Genomic DNA, 20,034 nt, shown 5'->3' on the forward strand with positions numbered 1-20,034 from the left:
CTTGCGGGCCCGAGGGCCCGTGGGCGGTCCGGCCGCCAGGCCGTTCTTTAAAGCGTTATCGATACAGACATGTCAGATCAGCAGAACACCACTCCCGAGAACAGCGGCTACGGCGCTGACTCGATCAAGATGCTCAAGGGGCTGGAGGCCGTGCGCAAGCGCCCCGGCATGTACATCGGCGACACATCCGACGGCACCGGCTTGCACCACATGGTGTTCGAAGTCGTCGACAACGCCATCGACGAAGCCCTGGCCGGCTACTGCGACGACATCGTCGTCACGATCCACACCGACAACTCGATCTCGGTCACCGACAACGGCCGCGGCATCCCCACCGACATCCACAAGGATGACGAATTCCACCGCAGCGCGGCCGAAATCGTCATGACCGAACTGCACGCTGGCGGCAAGTTCGACCAGAACTCCTACAAGGTGTCCGGCGGCCTGCACGGCGTGGGCGTGTCTTGCGTGAACGCGCTGTCCGAATGGCTGCGGCTGACCATCCGCCGCAACGGCGAAGTGCACCAGATGGAGTTCCGCCAGGGCGAGCGCGTCGCGCCCCTGGCCGTGACCGGCACGACCGACAAGCGCGGCACCGAAGTGCGCTTTTTGGCCGACCCGATCATCTTCAACAACATCGAGTACCACTACGAGATCCTCTCGAAGCGCCTGCGCGAACTGTCGTTCCTGAACAATGGCGTGAAGATCCGCCTGATCGACCAGCGCCAGGGCAAGGAAGAGAACTTCGCCTTCTCCGGCGGCGTGAAGGGCTTCGTCGAATACATCAATCGCAGCAAGACCGTGCTGCACCCGAACGTGTTCTCGGTCACCACCGAGTCCTCGGCGGGCGGCGTGCCGGTCGGCGTCGAAGTGGCGATGCAGTGGAACGACAGCTACAGCGAAAGCGTGCTGTGCTTCACCAACAACATTCCGCAGCGCGACGGCGGCTCGCACCTGACCGGCCTGCGCGCGGCGATGACCCGCATCATCAACAAGTACATCACCGACAACGAACTGGCCAAGAAGGCCAAGGTCGAGACGTCCGGCGACGACATGCGCGAAGGCCTGGCCTGCGTGCTGTCGGTGAAGGTGCCCGAGCCCAAGTTCAGCAGCCAGACCAAGGACAAGCTGGTCTCCAGCGAAGTGCGTCCGGCGGTTGAAGAAGCCGTGGCGCGCACGCTGGAAACCTGGCTGCTGGAACACCCGAACGACGCCAAGGCGCTGTGCGCCAAGATCGTCGAAGCCGCCCGCGCCCGCGAAGCCGCGCGCAAGGCGCGCGAAATGACGCGCCGCAAGAGCGTGCTGGAAGGCGCAGGCCTGCCCGGCAAGCTGGCCGACTGCCAGGAAAAGGACCCCGCGCTGTGCGAGCTGTACATCGTCGAGGGTGACTCCGCAGGCGGCTCGGCCAAGCAAGGCCGCGACCGCAAGTTCCAGGCCATCCTGCCGTTGCGCGGCAAGGTGCTGAACGTCGAGAAGGCGCGTTTCGACCGCCTGATCGCCAGCGAGCAGATCGCCACGCTGATCACCGCGCTGGGCACCAGCATTGGTCCTGACTTCAACGTCGACAAGCTGCGCTACCACCGCCTCATCATCATGACCGACGCGGACGTGGACGGCGCGCACATCCGCACCCTGCTGCTGACGCTGCTGTACCGTCAGATGCCTGAACTGGTGCAGCGCGGCTACGTGTATATCGCCCAGCCGCCGCTGTACAAGGTCAAGGTCGGCCGCGAAGAACGCTATCTGAAAGACGACCAGGAAGAAGCGCAGTTCATGCTGCAACTGGCGCTTAAGGATGCCGAGATCATCTCGGGCGGCAACATCATCCGCGGCGACGAACTCAACGACCTGGCCCGCCAGTACGTCGCGGCCGATGCCGTGATCGCGCGCCTGTCGCGCGTATTCGACGTAGGCGCGCTGTCGGCCATGGCCGAAGGCGTGGAGATCAACCTGGAATCGGCCGAGTCCACCGCCGATTCCGCCCGCCGCCTGGCCGACGCCATGCGCGACCCGGTCAGCGGCAACGGCGTGGAAGTCGTGCCGGAGTTCGACGAATCCACCGAGCGCCATCGTCTGTCGGTGCAGCGCATGCACCACGGCAACGTGCGCGTGAGCATCATCGATGCGGACTTCGTCAACGGTTCGGACTACGCGGTCCTGTCCAAGGCCGCCAAGAGCTTCTCCGGCAAGGTCGGCGCGCGTTCGCTGGCCGCCCGCGGCGAAGGCGACAAGCGCAAGGAACAGACCGTGTCCGATTTCCGCGAAGCCATGCAGTGGCTGCGCAGCGAAGCCGACCGCAGCATCTCCAAGCAGCGCTACAAGGGTCTCGGCGAAATGAACCCGGAACAGCTGTGGGAAACCACCATGGACCCGAAGGTGCGCCGTTTGTTGCGCGTGCAGATCGAGGACGCCATCGCGGCCGACGAGGTCTTCACCACGCTGATGGGCGACGACGTCGAACCGCGCCGCAACTTCATCGAGACGCATGCGTTGTCGGCGGGGAATATCGACGCCTGATCGCGCTGGATCTCGACAGAGATCCTGGACGCCATAGAAAAGGGGCTGCCTTGCGCAGCCCCTTTTTCATGCGCCAGTCCGGCGCGGCCCGGACAACGCAATCCTTCTACACCTGCACATCATTGGCCCAAGGCTCGGCCGTCAAGCGCTCGGCCAGATATTCAATGAACGCCTGCACCCGGGCCGGCCGGCGGCGGCCAGGCGGGGTGACGATGTGCAGGGCGATGGGATCCACCTGCCAGTCGTCCATCACGGTTTCCAGCGCGCCCGATTGCAAATCCTTCCACGCCAGGAACTCGGGCTGCAGGGCCAGACCCATGCCCGCCTGCAGCGCCGGCGTCAGGGCTTCGGCGTTGTTCACGTTCAGGTGCACCGGCAGCGACTGCGAAAACTCGCCGTGTTTTTCATGGCGGAAGCGCCAGCTCGCGCCGTTGCGCGCATACATGTATTGCAGCGCCGTGTGCTGCGCCAGGTCCTTTGGATGCTTGGGGCGTCCCGCGCGCTTGAAGTAGCTGGGCGCGCCCACCAGCAGGATGCGCACCGAGCAGAGCCGCCGCGCCAGCAGCGTCGAGTCCACCAGGTTGGAGATGCGCAGCGCCAGGTCGAAGCGTTCCGAGACCAGGTCGGCCTGCTTGTCGCTGAATTCGATTTCCAGGGCCACGTCGGGATTGGCCTGCATGAATGGCGGCAGCATCGGCGCCAGATGCGTGACCCCAAAGGACATGGGCGCGGACAGCCTGATCTTGCCGCGCAGGCTGCTCGACTTTTCCGTCACCTCGGATTCGACGGCCTCGCCTTCCTCCAATATGCGCGCTGCGCGTTCCAGCGCCGCGTAGCCGGATTCGGTCAAGGTCATGCTGCGGGAGGTGCGATGAAACAGCGTGGTCTTCATGCGCGCTTCCAGACGGCTGATGGTCTTGGAAACCGTGGCCTGCGCCAAGCCGAACTCGGCCGCCGCCTTGGCGAACGACCCTGTATCGGCGACCTTGGCGAAGATCGCCCAACCCTCTAAATCCGGCAGCTTGCTCATCTTGTGTTCTCGGGAAATGCCCGCGCCGATGATAGCCCCTGCCTATGGCATGGACAAGAATGGTGTTGAACGCAGTGCAGCAGAGACTGTCACGCCATGGTCATCATGCAAAAAATGGAAAGGATGGAATTCCATGCTGCGGGTTCTCAGGAAAGCGGCCTCTCCCTACTATGCATACACCGACAGACGAGATGCACGGGACCTTCCAGCGGCACCCCGCCATCGTCGCAACGGGGCAGACCGGAATGGTTTGCCAGCTACACCGAATTCTTTGCTGCCGCTCTATTTGATAGTTTTCCTTAAAGAGAGATCCGCCATGTCCGCCAACAAATACCTCGAAGTCCTGACCCCGCAGAACAGCCAGATCATCTTCATCGACCAGCAGCCGCAGATGGCCTTCGGCGTGCAATCCATCGACCGCCAGACCCTGAAGAACAACGTGGTGGGCCTGGCCAAGGCCGCACGCGCCTTCAATATCCCCACCACCATCACCACCGTCGAAACCGACAGCTTCTCCGGCAATACCTACCCCGAACTGCTGGCCGTGTTCCCGGAGCACAAGATCCTGGAGCGCACCTCCATGAATTCCTGGGACGACCAGAACGTGCGTGACGCGCTGGCCGCCAATGGCCGCAAGAAGGTCATCGTTGCCGGCCTGTGGACCGAAGTCTGCAACACCACCTTCGCGCTGTGCGCCATGCTGGAAGGCGAGTACGAAATCTACATGGTGGCTGATGCTTCGGGCGGCACCTCGGTGGACGCGCACAAGTACGCCATGGACCGCATGGTGCAGGCCGGCGCCGTGCCGATGACCTGGTTGCAGGTGATGCTGGAATGGCAGCGCGACTGGGCCCGCAAGGAAACCTATGACGCCGTCACCGGCATCGTCAAGGAACACTCCGGCGCCTACGGCATGGGCATCGACTACGCCGTCACCCACGTGCACAAGCTGGCAGAGCGCGTGCAGCACGGCGAACGCATCGGCCCCAACCCCGCCAAGTAAACCGCAAGCCGGATCGTCCAGACAGCGTCTGGCCGGTCCGGCGCCTTGTCTTTGAACACGGCGTTTTGAACACGGCGGGCGGCGGGACTTGCGGGTCCGAATGCCGCCTGGCGCGATCCAGGAGAGTCCCATGCCAGACCAGAAGAATCCCGCCGCGCGCGGCACTTTCGCGCCCTTGCGCCAGTCCGTATTCGCCGTGCTGTGGGCCGCGACCGTGCTGGGCAACGTGGGCAGCTTCATGCGGGACGTGGCCAGTTCCTGGCTGGTGACCGATCTGTCGGCCAGCCCGGCCGCGGTGGCGCTGATCCAGACTGCTGCGACCCTGCCCATCTTCCTGCTGGCAATTCCCGCCGGCGTGCTGTCCGACATCCTGGACCGGCGCCGCTTCCTGATCTTCGTGCAGCTGCTGCTGGCCTCTGTCAGCGGCACGCTGCTGCTCCTGTCGCATTTTGGCGCGCTGACGGTCGATTACCTGATTGCCCTGACCTTCGTCGGCGGCATCGGCGCGGCCTTGATGGGGCCGACCTGGCAATCCATCGTCCCGGAACTCGTGCCGCGCGAAGAACTCAAGGGCGCGGTGGCGCTGAACTCGCTGGGCATCAATATCGCGCGCGCCATCGGTCCGGCGGCGGGCGGCCTGATCCTCGCCAGCTTCGGCGCGGCGGTCACCTACGGGCTGGACGTGCTGAGCTACGTGTTCGTCATTGCCGCACTGCTGTGGTGGAAGCGTCCCGCGGCCGTCGATAGCGCGCTGTCGGAGAACTTCTTCGGCGCGTTCCGCGCCGGCCTGCGCTACACGCGGGCCAGCAAGGAGCTGCACCGCGTGCTGCTGCGCGCCGCCGTCTTCTTCCTGTTCGCCAGCGCGGTGTGGGCCTTGCTGCCGCTGGTGGCGCGGCAGATGCTGGGCGGCTCCTCGGGCTTTTATGGCGTGTTGCTGGGCGCGGTGGGCGCAGGAGCCATCATCGGCGCCCTGTTGCTGCCCAGGCTGGGCGCCCGCCTGAATGCCGACGGGCTGGTGCTGCTGGCGTCGGTGGCCAGCGCGGCGGTCATGGCCGTGCTGGTGTTCGCGCCGCCGCAATGGCTGGCCGTGCTGATGCTGGTAGTGCTGGGCATGGGCTGGATCACCGCGCTCACCACGTTCAATGGCGTGGCCCAGGCCGTGCTGCCCAACTGGGTGCGCGGCCGCGGGCTGGCGGTGTACCTGATGGTCTTCAACGGCGCGATGGCCGCTGGCAGCCTGGGCTGGGGCCTGGTGGCGCGCGAGATCGGCGTGCCCTATGCACTGGCAGTCAGCGCTGCCGGGCTGGTCGCGGTTGCGCTGTTGTTTCACCGCGCCAGCCTGCCGGTCGGCGAGGCGGATCTGCAGGCGTCGAATCACTGGCCGGAGCCGCTGCTCGCTGAGCCTGTGGCCCACGATCGCGGTCCGGTGCTGGTGCAGGTGGAGTACCGCATCCGCCAGGAAGACCGCCCTGCCTTTCTGGATGCGATGCAACGCCTGTCGCAAGAGCGACTGCGCGACGGCGCCTATGCCTGGGGCGTGGTCGAGCACACCAATGACCCGCAGCGGGTGGTCGAATGGTTCTTCGTCGAATCCTGGGCCGAACATCTGCGCCAGCATCACCGGGTGTCGCATGCCGATGCCGATCTGCAAGCGGAAGCGCTGCGCTTTCACATGGGGCCGGACAAGCCCGAGGTGCATCACTTCCTGGCCTTGAAGCGCTGACGGGCAGCATCGGGAACACGTCCATGAACCACATGAAGCATGCCGCCATGATCGGCGATAACCCGGCGACGGAGGCGCACCATGATTGAGCGCCGTCCGCTTGCGAGCCTGGGCCACGAACGCCGCGGCTGGCTCGATGCCAAGCACCACTTTTCCTTCGCGGCCTACCAGGACCCCGCACGCATGAACTGGGGCGCGCTGCGCGCTTGGAACGACGAAACCATCGCACCGGGCGCGGGCTTTCCGCCTTCGCTGCATGCTGACGTGGAAATCATCACCTGCGTGCGGGAAGGCGCGCTCACCCATGAAGACGATCTGGGCAATCGCGGCCGCACCAGCGCTGGCGAGGTGCAGGTCGTGAGCGCAGGCAGTGGCGTGACGCATGCCGAATTCAATATGGAAGGCGGTCCGGCGCATGTGTTCCAGATCTGGATCGAACCCGACCGCCGCGGCGCGCCGCCCAGCTGGGGCCGGAAGTCCTTTACCCGCGAAGCCTGCAAGGGCCAGTTCATCACGCTTGCCAGCGGTATCGACGGCGATGAAGACGCGCTGCCCATCCGCAGCGACGCGCGCGTGCTTGCGGTGGCGCTCAAAGCAGGCGAAGCCGCCACCTACCGCTTCGCGCGCGGCCGCCGCCGCGGCTATCTGGTCGCCTCCAAGGGCAGATTGCAAGTCAACGGGGTGGAGATCGGCTCAGGCGACGGCGCCGCCATCCGGGACGAAACCGATGTGCGCCTTATGGCCCTGGACGACGCCGAAGTGCTCCTGGCCGATACGCACGCATGAGCGGCGTGCTCATAACCCCTACACAACGCGAGGACGCACATGAAGATCTATCTGCTTTCCCTGGGCGCCGGACTGCTGGTCGGCGTGGTCTACAGCCTTTTGCAGGTCCGCTCGCCCGCCCCGCCGCTGGTGGCGCTGATCGGCCTGCTGGGCATATTGGTCGGTGAACAGGTCATTCCGGTGGGCAGGCAACTGCTGAACGGTACCGCCTTTGTCGCCGCCTGCGACAAGGAAAAAACCGTCAGCCACGTGCTCGGGCAATTGCCCGGCCGCCATCAGGCCCAAGACAAGGAACACGGCTGAGCCGGTTCCCGCATCCAGGAGATATTGCATGCCTACCCGCCGCGACCTTATCGGTGTAGCTTCCGCCCTGGCGCTCAACGGTATGTTGGGACGCCCCGCCATCGCCAGTTCCAAAGGAGACCCCAACATGTCCAACGCCACGCCGGACGTCATTTTCCACAATGGCCGCATCACCACGCTGGACCGCAGCAAGCCACAGGCCAGCGCCGTCGCGATCAAGAACGGCCGTTTCGTGGCTGTTGGTTCCGATGCCGAAGTCATGGCGCTGGCAGGCGCCGGCACGCGGGTCGTCGACCTGAAGCGCCGCGCGGCCTTGCCTGGCCTGTTCGACAATCACACCCACGTGGTGCGTGGCGGCCTGAACTACAACATGGAGCTGCGCTGGGACGGCGTGCGCTCGCTGGCCGACGCCATGGCCATGTTGAAGCGCCAGGTCGCGATCACGCCCGCGCCGCAATGGGTGCGCGTGGTGGGCGGCTTCACCGAGCATCAGTTCGCCGAGAAGCGCCTGCCCACGATCGAAGAGATCAACGCCATCGCGCCCGACACTCCGGTGTTCATCCTGCACCTGTATGACCGCGCGCTGCTCAACGGCGCTGCGCTGCGCGCGGTGGGCTATACCAAGACCACGCCCAATCCGCCGGGCGGCGAGATCATGCGCGATGGCCAGGGCAATCCCACGGGGCTGCTGCTGGCCAAACCCAACGCGACCATCCTGTACGCCACGCTGGCCAAGGGTCCCAAGCTGCCCTTCGACTACCAGGTCAACTCCACGCGCCACTTCATGCGCGAGCTGAACCGGCTGGGCGTGACCGGCGTGATCGATGCGGGCGGCGGCTTCCAGAACTATCCGGACGACTACGCCGTGATCCAGAAGCTGGCCGACGAGAATCAGATGACGGTGCGTTTGGCCTATAACCTCTTCACGCAAAAGCCCAAGCAGGAAAAGGAGGACTTTCTTAACTGGACGTCGAGCGTGAAGTACAAGCAGGGCAGCGACTACTTCCGCCACAACGGCGCGGGCGAAATGCTGGTGTTCTCGGCAGCCGACTTCGAGGACTTCCGCGTCGAGCGTCCGGACATGCCGCCCGAGATGGAAGGCGAACTGGAAGAGGTCGTGCGCGTGCTGGTGCAGAACAAGTGGCCATGGCGCTTGCACGCCACCTACGACGAGACCATCTCGCGCGCGCTGGACGTGTTCGAGAAAGTGCATCGCGATACGCCGCTGACCGGGCTGAACTGGTTCTTCGACCACGCCGAGACCATCTCCGACAAATCGATCGACCGCATCGCGGCGCTGGGTGGCGGCATTGCCGTGCAGCACCGCATGGCCTACCAGGGCGAGTATTTCATCGAACGCTACGGCGCAAAGGCCGCCGAAGCCACGCCGCCTGTCGCCAAGATCCTGCAGCGCGGCGTGAAGGTCTCGGCCGGCACCGATGCGACCCGCGTCGCGTCCTATAACCCCTGGGTGTCCTTGTCCTGGATGGTCACCGGCAAGACCGTGGGCGGCACCCGCCTCTACCCTGCGCGCAACTGCCTGGACCGCGAGACCGCGCTGCGCATGTGGACCGAGAACGTGGCCTGGTTCTCCAACGAGGAAGGCAAGCGCGGCCGCATCGAACCCGGCCAGCTGGCCGACTTCATCGTGCCGGACAAGGACTACTTCAGCTGCACCGAGGACGAGATCTCCTTCCTGACCTCGGACCTGACCGTGGTGGGCGGGCGCGTGGTCTACGGCGCGGGAGAGTTCGCGCCGCTGGACGACAACCCGCTGCCGCCCGCCATGCCCGACTGGTCGCCTACCCGGCTGTTCGGCGGCTATGGCGCCTGGGGCGATCCTGACGGCGCCGGCCGTAATTCGCTGGGCTACCGCAACATGGCGGCCTGCGCGTGCGCCAGCTCTTGCGGCCTGCATGGACACGACCATGCCCGCGCATGGGCATCCAATGCGCCCAGCTCCGATCTGCAGGGCTTCTTCGGCGCGCTGGGCTGCTCCTGCTGGGCTGTCTGAGGAGGTTGGCCATGAACACTGCTTTCCAATGGGAACGTCGGCTGGCCGGCTTGGCCCGCCCGCTGTTCGGCGCCTCGGCGCTGCGGTTCCTGGCCTATCTGGGGCTATGCGCCGCCTACCTGCAGGGCGGGCTGGTGAAGCTCTTCGATTTTCCGGGGGCGCTGCGCGAAATGGCGCATTTCGGGCTGTCGCCCGAGCCTTTGTTCGCGGTGCTGGTGATTGCGCTGGAACTGGTCGCTTCGCTCATGATCCTGACGGGCCGGTTGCGATGGCTGGGTGCGCTGGCACTGGCCGCCTTCACACTGGTGGCGACCGGGATCGCGCTGAGATTCTGGGAGATGCCGGTGGGGCAGGAACGCTTCATGGCGGCCAACTCGTTCTTTGAACACCTGGGGTTGGCCGGCGGGTTGTTGCTGGTGGCGTGGCTGGATTTGCGGGAATCGAAGCCCGCCAGCGCCCGGAGCCTGAGCGGCTGCTAAGCGGCGGCTGCCGCATCCGGCGGCGTGCCGCAAACTTGCTTGATCGTCTGCCTTAGCCAGCGGTGGGCGGGGTCGCTGTCCAGCCGCGGCGGCCAGGCCTGCACCACGGTGACCGGGCGCATGGGCACCGGCACCTCGAAGGCGCTCAGCTTCAGGCCCAGGCGTTCGACGCCGGGCATCAGGTTCTGGGGCATGGACGGCAGCACCAGGTCGGAATCGGCCAGCGCGAAGATCGCGGCGTGGAAGGTGGGCGTGATCAGCGTGACGTGGCGCGCCAGTCCCAGTTCTTCCAGGGTGTCGTCTATTGGTCCGTGCGCACGTCCCCGGCGCGAGACGCTGACGTGGTCGTAGGCGCAGAAGCGCCGCGGGGTGATGGGCGCCTTGAAGATCGGGTGTTCCTTGCGCGCCAGTCCGCAGAAGGCGGTGGTGAACAGGGTCTGCACCTTGATGTCGGCGCCGAACTTCTGGGAAGAACCGATATAGAGGTCGGCATCGCCGCTGAGCGCGTCGGCGTCGTGATTGCCTTCGGAGACGAAGCGCAGCACGGCGCGGGGCGCGTAGCGGCGCAGGTGCTCGCGCAGCCGGCCGCCGTAGCCGCCCACGAACACATCGTTGGCGCGCAAGGTAAAGACGCGCGTCAGGGTCGCCAGATTGACGTCCTCGCCGAAGGCCGTGAAGACGGCCTGCGCCTGTTCGATCACATGGCGCACCTGCGCGTGCAGGGCCAGCGCCCGAGGCGTGGGCGCGAGGCCGCGGCCGGAGCGTACCAGCACGGGGTCGCCGACGGCTTCGCGGATGCGCGCCAGGCTGCGGCTCATGGCGGGAGTGCTCAGGTTCAGCCGGCGCGCCGCGCCGACGACGCTGCCTTCCTGGATCAGGACGTCCAGGGTCAATAGCAGATTCAGGTCTAGCGGTTTCATGTGACCAAGCATAGCGCGGCGGGCAAACCGGGCGGGCGTTTCAGGGTTGCGTCTGCTGCACTTCTGGATTGCGCCAGACGGCATTCCCCGGCATCTCGTCCGGGACCAACATTCGAGCCGTGGCCGCGCGTGGGCGCAGGCCGTATGAGAAACGAGGAGAGACAAATGGCGCTGGAAGTTCTGGAACTGCATCATCACGCCGTGCGCATGTCGCTGGACAAGGTCGCGGCCATGGGCGCGTTCTACGGAGACGTGCTGGGACTGGACACGGACCGTGGCCGCTGGGAGATTCCGGGCATCGCCGGGTACTTCCTGGACATGGGCAACGACTGCCAGATCCACCTGCTGGGCAGCGACGGCCCCTCGCCCTATTCCCAAGGTCCGGGCTGTGATCCTGTGGAAAACCACGTGGCGCTGGCCGTGCGCGATATCGCGGCGGCCGAGACGGAACTGCAGCGCCTTGCGGTGGACTATTGGAAGCTGGACAACGTGGCCGCGCCCGAGCTCATGCAGCTGTTCCTGCGCGACCCGGTGGGCAACCTGATCGAGCTGCACCAGATCGGCCGCTGCCGTTGCAAGCGCAGCGACCGCGCCTTTGCCGACGCGAAGGCCGCGCAAGGCGCTGCGCCGTCGCAGGGCCGGGACTGAGGGGCTGGGGATAAGCCATGTTCATCGATCTGAATGACCTGGCGGGCCCGGCGCGCTACAAGCTGCTGACCGCGGCGATCGTGCCGCGGCCCATCGCCTGGATCGTGTCGCGCGACGCCGCAGGGACGACGAACGTGGCGCCGTTCTCGTTTTTTAACCTGATGTCGGGCGATCCGCCGCTGATCTGCGTCGGCATCGGCGTGCGCGGCGACGCGCCCAAGGACACCGCGCGCAACATCGCCGAACGCGGCGAGTTCACCGTGAGTCTGGTATCCGCCCCGCAGGCTGGCCGGATGAACGTGACGGCGGTGGATTTTCCGGCGGACGTGGACGAGTCCCGTGAGGCTGGCCTGGAGCTGTCGCCGTCGCGGCGCATCGAAGTGCCCTGGGTGGCGCAGTCGCCCGTGGCGTTCGAGTGCCGCGTGCATGAACTGATGCGCATCGACCGCCGCAGCCTGATCGTGGCGCAAGTCGCGGCCATGCACGTGCGCGATGACGTGGTGGCGGACCGGGAGCATCTGTATCTGGATGGCCCCGCGATGGACCTGCTGGCGCGGCTGCATAACCCCGGCTGGTATTGCCGGCCGCAGGCGGCTTTCCAGATGCCGCAGTTGACGCTGGCGCAGTGGGAGGCGCTGAAGCAGTCGGGCGAGGCCCAACGCTATCTGGAGCAAGGGGCCGCAGAGCGCTGATGGCACCAGCGCGCGGCGTCACCGCCCCGGCCGCGCCTTCAGATCCCCCATCTCTTCCTGCATGAGCTGGTGCGCATAACGTGAAAACACGCTGACCAGCCGTGTGCGCGTATGGTACGGCGGGTACAGCAGCGCCACCGTCACCGGCACGGCGGGGCTGAAGGGGCGGATTTCGACGTTGTGGGCGGCGTATTCCTCGCGCGCGGCCAGCGGGTTGATGAGCGCCACGCCCAATCCTGCGCCGACCAGGGCGCAGATCGACGAACCCAGGCCGGCCTCGGCGACGGTCTGGCGTTCGACCTTGGCTGTCCTGAACACGGCGTCGATTTTCTCGCGCAGCGGCGTGCCGCTGGTGAAGGCCACGAAAGGCTCGCCGGCGAAGTCCGCGGGCTTGAGCTTTTTCAGCTTGGTCAGGCGATGGCCCTTGGGTACCACCGCGACGCAGCTCATGGTCAATACCGGCTCGACCTGGATGCCGGGGGAATCTCCCGACAGCATGGCCAGGCCCGTGTCGCAGAACCCCGAACTGATCCAGTTGTGCACCGTGCTGGCGTTGCCGGAATGGATGGACACCATCACGTCCGGGTATTCCGTCTTGAAGGCCGCGACGATGCGCGCCAGCAGCCCGCCTGCCAGCCGCGGCATGGCGGCTACGCTCAGGCGGCTGGCGCTGAACGAGCGGATGCTGGCCGCCGCCGATTCCAGGCCGGCCAGGCCGATGAAGGTCTTTTCCACTTCCTGGAAGAAGCGCGAGCCGTCCTGCGTCGGGGTCAGGCGGCTGCCATTGCGGTCGAACAAGGCGAACTGGGTAATGGCTTCCAATTGCGCAATTAAGCGGCTAACGTGCGGCTGCGAGGTGTGCACGCGCCGTGCGGCGGCGGTCATGGAGCCGGTCATCATCACGGCGCGGAACGCCTCGATGTGTCTCAAGCCCATCCGTGGAATTGCCATGTCAAATCCGTATAGAGGAATACTCGATTGGAACTGGATAAAACCATACCGCTAGTTGATACTTTTCGCCAGCCGCGGGGCTCATCGCGGGACGAGGCGGGTGTCGGCCTGGCTGGCGCCGTCGATCGTGAACATAAACATGCGCCGCTCGAACGGCGCCAAGGGAATCAGATGAAAGCACTTGCTGCGATCTCCGTCGCCGCGGCCTTCCTGGGCAGCGCCGCAACCGCCCACGCCGAAGGCCCCAGCCGCCTGGACAAGATCAAGGAAACCGGCGTGATCACGCTGGGCCATCCGGAGACCTCGGTCCCATTCGCCTACCTGGACGGCAACCAGAAGCCGATCGGTTACACAGTGGAGATCTGCCAGGAAGTCGCCCAGTACGTGAAGGCCGCCCTGAAGCTGCCCAAGCTGGAAGTGCGCTACAACCCGACGACTTCCGCCACGCGCATTCCGTTGCTGGCCAACGGCACCATCGACCTGGAATGCGGCAACACCACCAATAACCTCGAACGCCACAAGCTGGTGTCGTTCGCGCCTACGACCTTCGTGGCGCAGGTGGTGCTGGTGGCGCGCAAGGACGGCGGCGTGGATCCCAACAACCTGGAATCCTTCCGCGGCAAATCCATTGCTGCGCAGGCCGGCGGCCAGACCTTCCGGCTGATTTCGCAGCTGAACGCCAAGGGCAACCTGGGTATCACCATGGCGCCGACCAAGGACACCGCCGAAACCATCCTGATGGTGGAATCCGGCCGCGCCGCGGGCTCGGCCAACGACGACGGCATCGCTTATGGCGCGGTGGCGTCGTCGAAGAATCCCGACGCCTTCGTGATCGGCACCAAGGGCCTGGAAATGGCGCCCTACGGCATCATGGAACCCAAGGACGACCCGGCCTTCAAGAAGGTGGTGGACGATGCCGTGCGCGACCTGATCAAGACGGGCAAGGTGGCCGCGATCTACGACAAGTACTTCAATGCGCCGATCCCGCCCAAGCAGATCAACCTGAAGTACCCGATGAGCGATGCGCTCAAGCGCGCGCTGGCCAATCCGACCGATTCCGGCGATCCCAAGGCGTACGAGTAAGCAGGCTGTGCGCGGGACGCCTGGCGTCCCGCGGCTTGCTAGCAAGGACGCTGGCCGCCAGGCGCGGCGGGCATCGCCATCAAGGGACGGGGCATGAATTACAACTGGAGCTGGAGCGTCTTCCTGGATATGTCGCCGGACGGCGTGCATACCTTTCTGGAGACGATCTTCATCGGCGTGGGCTGGACCTTGGCGCTGGCCCTGACGGCGTGGGTGTTCTCGCTATTGCTGGGATCAGTGCTGGGCGTGATGCGCACCGCCAGCTCCCGCCTGATGAATGCGCTGGGCGCGACCTATGTGGAGGTGTTTCGCAACATCCCGCTGCTGGTGCAGATGTTCCTGTGGTACTTCGTGTTGCCCGAATTGCTGCCGCATGCCTGGGGCCTGGCCATGAAGCAGATGCCGCAACCCTGGGGCCAGTTCGTTCCCGCGGTGCTGTGCCTGGGGTTCTATGGATCGGCGCGCGTGGCCGAGCAGCTGCGCGCGGGCATACAGTCGCTGCCGCGCGGCCAGTTCCAGGCGGGCACGGCGCTGGGCCTGACCGAGGCGCAGGTGTACCGCTACATCATCCTGCCGGAAGCCTTCCGCATCGTGCTGCCGCCCCTGACCTCCGAGTTCATGGGCACCATCAAGTATTCGTCGGTGGCGCTGACGATAGGGCTCTTGGAGCTGACCGGCCAGGCGCGCTCGATGGCGGAATTCAGCTTCCACATCTTCGAGGCGTTTTCCGCCGCCACGGTGATCTACCTGATCATCAACGGCGTGGTGGTGCTGGGCATGCGCCTGCTCGAACGCCATGTTGCGGTGCCCGGACTGATCGGTTCGGCGAAAAGGCCCTAGGACGACACCATGGGCAAATTCGATTTCGACGTGATCTGGGCGGCGCTGCCCTATCTGTTCAAGACGGGCATGACCTTCACGCTCACGCTGACCGCGCTGGCGGGCGTGATGGGCCTGGCGCTGGGCACGCTGTTGGCCATGATGCGGCTGTCGCGCTTCAAGATCCTGTCGGTGCCGGCGGGCATCTACGTGAACGTGATGCGCTCGATCCCGCTTCTGCTGGTGATCTTCTGGTTCTACTTCCTGATGCCCTACATTGCCGCCTGGGTGGTGGGGTCGCCCACGCCGCTGCGCGTGGGGGCGTTCAATTCGGCGGTGATCACCTTCACCTTGTTCGAGGCCGCGTACTTCTGCGAAATCATGCGCGCGGGCATCCAGTCCATCGCGCGCGGCCAGGTGTCGGCCAGCATGGCGCTGGGGCTGAACCACTGGCAGGGCATGCGCTACGTGGTTTTGCCGCAGGCGTTCCGCAACATGCTGCCCGCGCTTTTGACCCGCATCATCATCCTGTTCCAGGACACCTCGCTGGTGTATGTGCTGTCTCTCACCGACTTCCTCGGCGCGGCGGCCAAGATCGGTCAGCGCGACGGCCGTCTGGTGGAGCTCTATCTATTCGTGGCGGTGGTGTATTTCGTGATCTGCTTCACGGCGTCCCGCCTGGTCAAGTTGCTGGAAAAGCGCACGCGGGTGCTGCGCTAGCGCAGCGCTTCCAGTTATCCACAGGTTTCAACAATGCAACTCTCTTCCAAGCCCCCGATGATAGCGATCAAGCAGGTCAGCAAGTGGTATGGCGACTTCCAGGTGCTGGACGATTGCTCCACCACCGTGGGCCGCGGCGAAGTCGTGGTGGTGTGCGGGCCGTCGGGTTCGGGCAAGTCCACGCTGATCAAGACCGTGAACGCGCTGGAGCCCTTCCAGAAGGGCGAGATCCAGGTCAACGGCATTTCGGTGGGCGATCCGCGTACCAACCTGCCCAAGCTGCGCGCGGTGGCCGGCATGGTGTTCCAGCATTTCGAGCTGTTCCCGCACCTGTCGGTGACGGAGAACCTGTGCCTGGGCCAGCTCAAGGTGCTCAAGCGCGGCAAGGACGAAGCCCGCCAGCGCGCGCTGGCCCTGCTGGAGCGCGTGGGCCTGTCGGCGCACAAGGACAAGCACCCCGGCGAGCTGTCGGGCGGCCAGCAGCAGCGCGTGGCGATCGCGCGCGCGCTGTCGATGGACCCGGTGGTGATGCTGTTCGACGAGCCGACTTCGGCGCTGGATCCGGAGATGGTCAACGAAGTGCTGGACGTGATGACCGACCTGGCCGCCGAAGGCATGACGATGATGGTGGTGACCCACGAAATGGGATTCGCCCGCCGCGTCGCCGACCGTGTGATCTTCATGGACGGCGGCAAGATCGTGGAAGACTGCGACAAGGAGCAGTTCTTCGGCGATGTAGAGGAGCGTGCGCCGCGCACGCGCCAGTTTCTTTCCAAAATCCTGCAGCACTGACAGCCATGACCCAGACCTCCTCCGCCGCCGCCCGCGCACCCGTCGACCTGCGCAGCGACACGGTCACCCATCCCACCGCGGCCATGTATGAACGCATGCGCACCGCACCCATCGGCGATGACGGCCTGGACGGCGACCCTACCGTGCGCGAGCTCGAGGCGTATGTGGCCGCGCAGTTGGGCAAAGAAGGCGGGCTGTTCGTGCCCAGCTGCACCATGGCCAACCTGCTGGCGGTGCTGGCGCAGACGCAGCGCAATGAGCAGGTGGTGCTGGAGTCGGCCGCCCACATGTACACGTCCGAACGCGGCGCGGCCACGTTCACCGGCTCGTTCTACCTGGGTCTGCCCGGTTCTGATGGCGCCATGGACCTGAACCGCCTGGAGGACGCTTTGCTGGCTGGCGGCCACCGGTTGAAGACGGCGCTGGTGACGATGGAGACCTCGCACAACAATGCGGCCGGCGCGGTGCTGCCGCTTGATCACATGCAGGCGGTCCATGGCCTGGCGCGTGCCGCAGGCGTGCCGGTGCACCTGGATGGCGCGCGGCTTTACAACGCGGCCGTGGCCCTGGGCGTGGCCGCGGGCGAGATCGCCTGCCATGCCGATACCGTGTCCCTGTGCCTGTCCAAGGGCCTGAGCGCGCCGGTGGGCGCTGTGTTGGCCGGCAGCCAGTCGGTCATGGCCCGCGCGCGCGTGCTGCGCCGCATGCTGGGCGGCACGCAGCGCCAGTCGGGCATCATGGCCGCGGCCGGCCTGGAAGGCGTTCAGACCATGACCGGGCGGCTGGCGGAGGACCACGTCCGCGCCCGCCGCCTGAGCGCGGGCGTGAACCGCCTGGGACCGGCTCTTTCGGCCACCGAACCGCAGACCAACATCGTGCAGGTGGAAACCGCCGACACGGGCAGGAGCAACACGGAGTGGGTGGCTGCCCTGCAGGCGGCGGGCTTGCTGGTGCGTCCCTGGGGCCGCACGCGGCTGCGCTGCGTGACTCACCGCCACATCGGCGACGCCGACATCGACGCGGCTGTGCAGGCCTTCGAAACGGTGCTGAACGCAGGCTGATCTGCTCCGTTCAGCAGCGGTGTCGCGATGCGATAATGCCGCATGACCACGACCCATCTTTCCCGAAAAGACTATTTCTGCGCACTGGCGGTCGTGGTCATCTGGGGCACCAACTTCGTCGCCATGAAAGTCGGCATGCGGGGCCTCTCCCCCATGCTGCTGGGCGCCCTGAGATTCGCGCTGGCGGCCTTTCCCCTGATTCTCTTCGTGCGTGCGCCCAGGCTGCCGTGGCGCTGGGTCGCGGCGTATGGATTGGTCCAGGGCCTGGGCCAGTTCGGACTGCTGTTCACCGCCTTGAAGTTCGGCATGCCGGCCGGCATGGCTTCGCTGGTGATCCAGACGCAGGCCTTCTTCACGCTGCTGCTGGCCGCGCCCATCCTGCATGAGCGCGCGCAGCGCCACCACTGGATCGGGCTGGGCGTGGCGGCGCTGGGGCTGGCGGTCATCGCCGGCGGCCGCGGCGAAGGGCCGGGCCAGATGACCATGGCGGGCTTCGTGCTGACGCTGGGCGGCGCGTTCATGTGGGCCGTGTCGAACATAATCGTGCGCCTGGCCAGCCGCAAGTCGCCCGGCTACGACCCGTTTGCCTTCATCGCCTGGAGCAGCGCCGCGCCGGTGCTGCCTTTCCTGCTGCTGGCGGTGCTGATCGACGGCTGGCAGCCGGTGGTCGGCATGATCGTGAACATAGGCTGGGGAGAGATCCTGTCGGTGTTGTACCTGGCGGTGCTGGCCACTTTGGTGGCCTACACGTTGTGGACGCAGTTGCTCACGCGCCACGCCGCCGCCAAGATCGCACCGTTCTCGTTGCTGGTGCCCGTGGTGGGGCTATGGGCCGCTTCCGTGGCCTTCGGCGAACGCCTGGAGACGCTGCAATGGGTAGGCGTGGCCTGCGTGCTGGCCGGCCTGCTCTTCAACCAGCTGGGCGGGCGCTGGCTGCGCACGCGCTGAGCCTTCCGGCAGGCGCTTTTTTCCCTTTCGCGTCCGTATCGGCCGACCAGACTAGCCCATAACGGCGAGCAGAGGCGACGGCCTCACAGCTGTTCGAAACGGATGTAACGCTTATCGGTGTACTCCCGGCGGGTGGTGATTTCCTGCACGCTGGCGCCCGGGGGGCCGCGCCGCAGCCATTCCAGCATGTGGTCGACCTGGTCGGCGGTGCCCTGCACCATGGCTTCGACCGTGCCGTTCGGCAGGTTCTGCACCCAGCCCTTGGCGCCCAGCATGTGGGCGCGCCGGACCGTGGCGTGGCGGTAGCCCACGCCCTGCACGGTGCCGGTGATCGTGACGTGCACGGTCTCGATATGGGTATCGGCTTTAGGGTCTTGCATCGATTCTCTCTTGGATGAGGCGCCGCGCTCGGCGATGTACGTAGACGTTAGTGACTACGGCGGATGATCTATAGGCCGGGGGGACGCCTGGCGATACGTTAGAGCTCATGTCAAAACGTGCCAGCGGGAACACCCGTTACCAGAGCTTGGAGAAGCCATTATGGAAGAGACCAGTTTGTTGTCGGAAGCTGAGACAGCGCGCTACAGGGAACAGGGTTACCTGGCCCTGAAGGACATGTGCCCGCAGGACGAGGTGGGTTACATCCGCAGGACGCTGCTCGACCTGTTCGCGAACAAGACCGGCTACAACGAGGGTGCGCAGTATGACTTTGTGAGCCGTGACGACCCGTCCAAACCCGCCAAGTTTCCCAGCCTGCACGATCCACGCCATTATGCCCCGGGCCTCTTGAAGACCGAGTACCACGAGCGCACCCTGGAGCTGGCGCGCCAGCTGCTGGGCCCCGAGGCCGCCCTGTATGGCGAGCACGCCCTGCTCAAACCGGGGCCGCACGGACCGGAAACGCCGTGGCACCAGGACGAGGCTTTCCGCTCGCCGGACTTCATCTACAACGAACTCAGCATCTGGCTGGCGCTGCAGCCGGCCACCACGGAAAACGGCTGCATGCAGTTCATTCCGGGTTCCAACAAATGGGATGTGCTGGAGCACCGTTCGCCGGGCGGCGACAAGACCCTGCATCCGCTGGAATGCTGCGGCGATTTTCCGCGCGACCAGGCGGTGCCGGAGCCCCTGGACCCGGGCGGCATCACGGTGCACGACGCCCGCACGCTGCACTTCACCGGGCCGAATACCTCGCAGGCGCCGCGGCTGGCTTACATCCTGATCTACAACACGCCGCCGGTCTACAAGCCGGGCCGCCGCGAATTCCCGTGGCTGGAGGGCCGCTGGACCGACAGCCAGACCCGCAAGAAGCAGTGGCACAAGCGCGGCGGGCTGGCCGTGGACGTGATGCGCCGTCTGCCCGGCGCGCGGCTGACCAGCCCACGCTGGGTGGCCTGGGCCACGATCCGGGCCGTGTCCAAAGTCTGGCCGCGATAACGGGGGCGCAGGGGCCGCAAGAGTCCCTGCGATAAGGGGGGCGAACGAGGCCGGCAAGCAACGCTTGCCGGCCTCGGCGCGTATACTGGGCGGCGTTGCGAGGCCTGG

General features: G+C 65.9%; 20 protein-coding genes. 16 read left to right on the forward strand and 4 right to left on the reverse strand.

The genetic code is table 11. The features are described from left to right. Positions 1-69 precede the first annotated feature (69 nt). Complete coding sequence (gene gyrB / locus AC1RHV_RS12735; protein ID WP_054455788.1) at positions 70-2,517, forward strand: DNA topoisomerase (ATP-hydrolyzing) subunit B; 2,448 nt, start codon at positions 70-72, stop codon at positions 2,515-2,517. Positions 2,518-2,623: 106 nt separating this feature from the next. Here gyrB and AC1RHV_RS12740 read toward each other — a convergent pair whose 3' ends face one another. Then, positions 2,624-3,547, reverse strand: coding sequence for a LysR family transcriptional regulator (locus tag AC1RHV_RS12740; protein ID WP_119449782.1), 924 nt, complete (start codon positions 3,545-3,547; stop codon positions 2,624-2,626). A gap of 316 nt (positions 3,548-3,863) precedes the next feature. Here AC1RHV_RS12740 and AC1RHV_RS12745 point away from each other — a divergent pair, with 316 nt between their 5' ends. The 6 genes from AC1RHV_RS12745 (at position 3,864) to AC1RHV_RS12770 (ending at position 9,855) form a co-directional block, all read left to right on the forward strand. Beyond that, positions 3,864-4,550, forward strand: a complete 687-nt coding sequence (locus tag AC1RHV_RS12745) for a hydrolase (protein WP_088143563.1) — start codon at positions 3,864-3,866, stop codon at positions 4,548-4,550. A 130-nt stretch (positions 4,551-4,680) separates the two neighbouring features. Continuing rightward, on the forward strand, positions 4,681-6,273 hold the full coding sequence (locus AC1RHV_RS12750) for an MFS transporter (protein ID WP_054455782.1): 1,593 nt from the start codon (positions 4,681-4,683) through the stop codon (positions 6,271-6,273). 81 nt (positions 6,274-6,354) lie between these two features. Further along, a complete protein-coding gene (locus tag AC1RHV_RS12755) occupies positions 6,355-7,059 on the forward strand; it encodes a pirin family protein (RefSeq protein ID WP_054455780.1) in 705 nt (234 codons plus the stop codon). A gap of 39 nt (positions 7,060-7,098) precedes the next feature. Next, a complete protein-coding gene (locus AC1RHV_RS12760) occupies positions 7,099-7,362 on the forward strand; it encodes a XapX domain-containing protein (protein ID WP_175160116.1) in 264 nt (87 codons plus the stop codon). Positions 7,363-7,489: 127 nt separating this feature from the next. After that, complete coding sequence (locus AC1RHV_RS12765) at positions 7,490-9,376, forward strand: amidohydrolase (protein WP_054455776.1); 1,887 nt, start codon at positions 7,490-7,492, stop codon at positions 9,374-9,376. Between the two features lie 11 nt (positions 9,377-9,387). Next, complete coding sequence (locus tag AC1RHV_RS12770; RefSeq protein ID WP_492300967.1) at positions 9,388-9,855, forward strand: DoxX family protein; 468 nt, start codon at positions 9,388-9,390, stop codon at positions 9,853-9,855. On the opposite strand, the gene AC1RHV_RS12775 is transcribed toward AC1RHV_RS12770, so the two are convergent. Then, on the reverse strand, positions 9,852-10,775 hold the full coding sequence (locus tag AC1RHV_RS12775) for a LysR family transcriptional regulator (protein WP_175181611.1): 924 nt from the start codon (positions 10,773-10,775) through the stop codon (positions 9,852-9,854). The two genes, AC1RHV_RS12770 and AC1RHV_RS12775, sit on opposite strands and share 4 nt — an antisense overlap. Positions 10,776-10,940: 165 nt before the next feature. Here AC1RHV_RS12775 and AC1RHV_RS12780 point away from each other — a divergent pair, with 165 nt between their 5' ends. Together AC1RHV_RS12780 and AC1RHV_RS12785 are read left to right on the forward strand one after the other, a co-directional pair. Further along, positions 10,941-11,423, forward strand: coding sequence for a VOC family protein (locus AC1RHV_RS12780; RefSeq protein ID WP_054455770.1), 483 nt, complete (start codon positions 10,941-10,943; stop codon positions 11,421-11,423). A gap of 17 nt (positions 11,424-11,440) precedes the next feature. After that, the gene (locus tag AC1RHV_RS12785) at positions 11,441-12,115 is read left to right on the forward strand and encodes a flavin reductase family protein (RefSeq protein WP_054455767.1); all 675 of its coding nucleotides are present in this window, start codon (positions 11,441-11,443) and stop codon (positions 12,113-12,115) included. 18 nt (positions 12,116-12,133) lie between these two features. Here the strand turns inward: AC1RHV_RS12785 and AC1RHV_RS12790 are convergent, their stop codons facing one another. Beyond that, positions 12,134-13,066, reverse strand: coding sequence for a LysR substrate-binding domain-containing protein (locus AC1RHV_RS12790; RefSeq protein WP_082401101.1), 933 nt, complete (start codon positions 13,064-13,066; stop codon positions 12,134-12,136). Between the two features lie 171 nt (positions 13,067-13,237). Between AC1RHV_RS12790 and AC1RHV_RS12795 the strand changes: the two genes are divergently transcribed. The 6 genes from AC1RHV_RS12795 to AC1RHV_RS12820 all read left to right on the forward strand — a co-directional run bounded on the left by AC1RHV_RS12795 (position 13,238) and on the right by AC1RHV_RS12820 (position 18,489). Beyond that, positions 13,238-14,149 (forward strand): amino acid ABC transporter substrate-binding protein, encoded by a 912-nt coding sequence (locus AC1RHV_RS12795; protein WP_054455764.1) that lies wholly within the window; start codon positions 13,238-13,240, stop codon positions 14,147-14,149. 93 nt (positions 14,150-14,242) lie between these two features. After that, on the forward strand, positions 14,243-14,989 hold the full coding sequence (locus AC1RHV_RS12800) for an amino acid ABC transporter permease (protein WP_054455762.1): 747 nt from the start codon (positions 14,243-14,245) through the stop codon (positions 14,987-14,989). Positions 14,990-14,998: 9 nt separating this feature from the next. Next, complete coding sequence (locus AC1RHV_RS12805) at positions 14,999-15,688, forward strand: amino acid ABC transporter permease (RefSeq protein ID WP_054455759.1); 690 nt, start codon at positions 14,999-15,001, stop codon at positions 15,686-15,688. A gap of 57 nt (positions 15,689-15,745) precedes the next feature. Continuing rightward, positions 15,746-16,480 carry an amino acid ABC transporter ATP-binding protein gene (locus tag AC1RHV_RS12810; protein WP_041652034.1) on the forward strand — a complete coding sequence of 245 codons (735 nt, stop codon included), beginning with the start codon at positions 15,746-15,748 and terminating at the stop codon, positions 16,478-16,480. Between the two features lie 5 nt (positions 16,481-16,485). Then, entirely contained in the window at positions 16,486-17,541 is a 1,056-nt protein-coding gene (locus AC1RHV_RS12815) for a threonine aldolase family protein (protein ID WP_054455757.1), read from the forward strand. A 42-nt stretch (positions 17,542-17,583) separates the two neighbouring features. After that, the gene (locus AC1RHV_RS12820) at positions 17,584-18,489 is read left to right on the forward strand and encodes an EamA family transporter (RefSeq protein WP_054455755.1); all 906 of its coding nucleotides are present in this window, start codon (positions 17,584-17,586) and stop codon (positions 18,487-18,489) included. 83 nt (positions 18,490-18,572) lie between these two features. Here AC1RHV_RS12820 and AC1RHV_RS12825 read toward each other — a convergent pair whose 3' ends face one another. Next, positions 18,573-18,869, reverse strand: coding sequence for an acylphosphatase (locus tag AC1RHV_RS12825; RefSeq protein WP_054455753.1), 297 nt, complete (start codon positions 18,867-18,869; stop codon positions 18,573-18,575). A gap of 160 nt (positions 18,870-19,029) precedes the next feature. Between AC1RHV_RS12825 and AC1RHV_RS12830 the strand changes: the two genes are divergently transcribed. Beyond that, positions 19,030-19,926, forward strand: a complete 897-nt coding sequence (locus tag AC1RHV_RS12830) for a phytanoyl-CoA dioxygenase family protein (RefSeq protein WP_054455751.1) — start codon at positions 19,030-19,032, stop codon at positions 19,924-19,926. Positions 19,927-20,034 lie beyond the last annotated feature (108 nt).

It is taken from the genome of Achromobacter sp. GW823-FHT04E03 (assembly GCF_058796095.1).

Excerpts from the sequence above, each read along its gene's own strand:
- AC1RHV_RS12820 (WP_054455755.1), top strand. The coding sequence starts at position 17,584 with ATGACCACGACCCATCTTTCCCGAAAAGACTATTTCTGCGCACTGGCG.
- AC1RHV_RS12825 (WP_054455753.1), bottom strand. The coding sequence starts at position 18,869 with ATGCAAGACCCTAAAGCCGATACCCATATCGAGACCGTGCACGTCACG.
- AC1RHV_RS12755 (WP_054455780.1), top strand. The coding sequence starts at position 6,355 with ATGATTGAGCGCCGTCCGCTTGCGAGCCTGGGCCACGAACGCCGCGGC.
- AC1RHV_RS12740 (WP_119449782.1), bottom strand. The coding sequence starts at position 3,547 with ATGAGCAAGCTGCCGGATTTAGAGGGTTGGGCGATCTTCGCCAAGGTC.
- AC1RHV_RS12765 (WP_054455776.1), top strand. The coding sequence starts at position 7,490 with ATGTCCAACGCCACGCCGGACGTCATTTTCCACAATGGCCGCATCACC.
- AC1RHV_RS12760 (WP_175160116.1), top strand. The coding sequence starts at position 7,099 with ATGAAGATCTATCTGCTTTCCCTGGGCGCCGGACTGCTGGTCGGCGTG.
- gyrB (WP_054455788.1), top strand. The coding sequence starts at position 70 with ATGTCAGATCAGCAGAACACCACTCCCGAGAACAGCGGCTACGGCGCT.
- AC1RHV_RS12815 (WP_054455757.1), top strand. The coding sequence starts at position 16,486 with ATGACCCAGACCTCCTCCGCCGCCGCCCGCGCACCCGTCGACCTGCGC.
- AC1RHV_RS12810 (WP_041652034.1), top strand. The coding sequence starts at position 15,746 with ATGATAGCGATCAAGCAGGTCAGCAAGTGGTATGGCGACTTCCAGGTG.
- AC1RHV_RS12785 (WP_054455767.1), top strand. The coding sequence starts at position 11,441 with ATGTTCATCGATCTGAATGACCTGGCGGGCCCGGCGCGCTACAAGCTG.
- AC1RHV_RS12830 (WP_054455751.1), top strand. The coding sequence starts at position 19,030 with ATGGAAGAGACCAGTTTGTTGTCGGAAGCTGAGACAGCGCGCTACAGG.
- AC1RHV_RS12780 (WP_054455770.1), top strand. The coding sequence starts at position 10,941 with ATGGCGCTGGAAGTTCTGGAACTGCATCATCACGCCGTGCGCATGTCG.
- AC1RHV_RS12790 (WP_082401101.1), bottom strand. The coding sequence starts at position 13,066 with ATGGCAATTCCACGGATGGGCTTGAGACACATCGAGGCGTTCCGCGCC.
- AC1RHV_RS12795 (WP_054455764.1), top strand. The coding sequence starts at position 13,238 with ATGAAAGCACTTGCTGCGATCTCCGTCGCCGCGGCCTTCCTGGGCAGC.
- AC1RHV_RS12745 (WP_088143563.1), top strand. The coding sequence starts at position 3,864 with ATGTCCGCCAACAAATACCTCGAAGTCCTGACCCCGCAGAACAGCCAG.
- AC1RHV_RS12775 (WP_175181611.1), bottom strand. The coding sequence starts at position 10,775 with ATGAAACCGCTAGACCTGAATCTGCTATTGACCCTGGACGTCCTGATC.
- AC1RHV_RS12750 (WP_054455782.1), top strand. The coding sequence starts at position 4,681 with ATGCCAGACCAGAAGAATCCCGCCGCGCGCGGCACTTTCGCGCCCTTG.
- AC1RHV_RS12770 (WP_492300967.1), top strand. The coding sequence starts at position 9,388 with ATGAACACTGCTTTCCAATGGGAACGTCGGCTGGCCGGCTTGGCCCGC.
- AC1RHV_RS12800 (WP_054455762.1), top strand. The coding sequence starts at position 14,243 with ATGAATTACAACTGGAGCTGGAGCGTCTTCCTGGATATGTCGCCGGAC.
- AC1RHV_RS12805 (WP_054455759.1), top strand. The coding sequence starts at position 14,999 with ATGGGCAAATTCGATTTCGACGTGATCTGGGCGGCGCTGCCCTATCTG.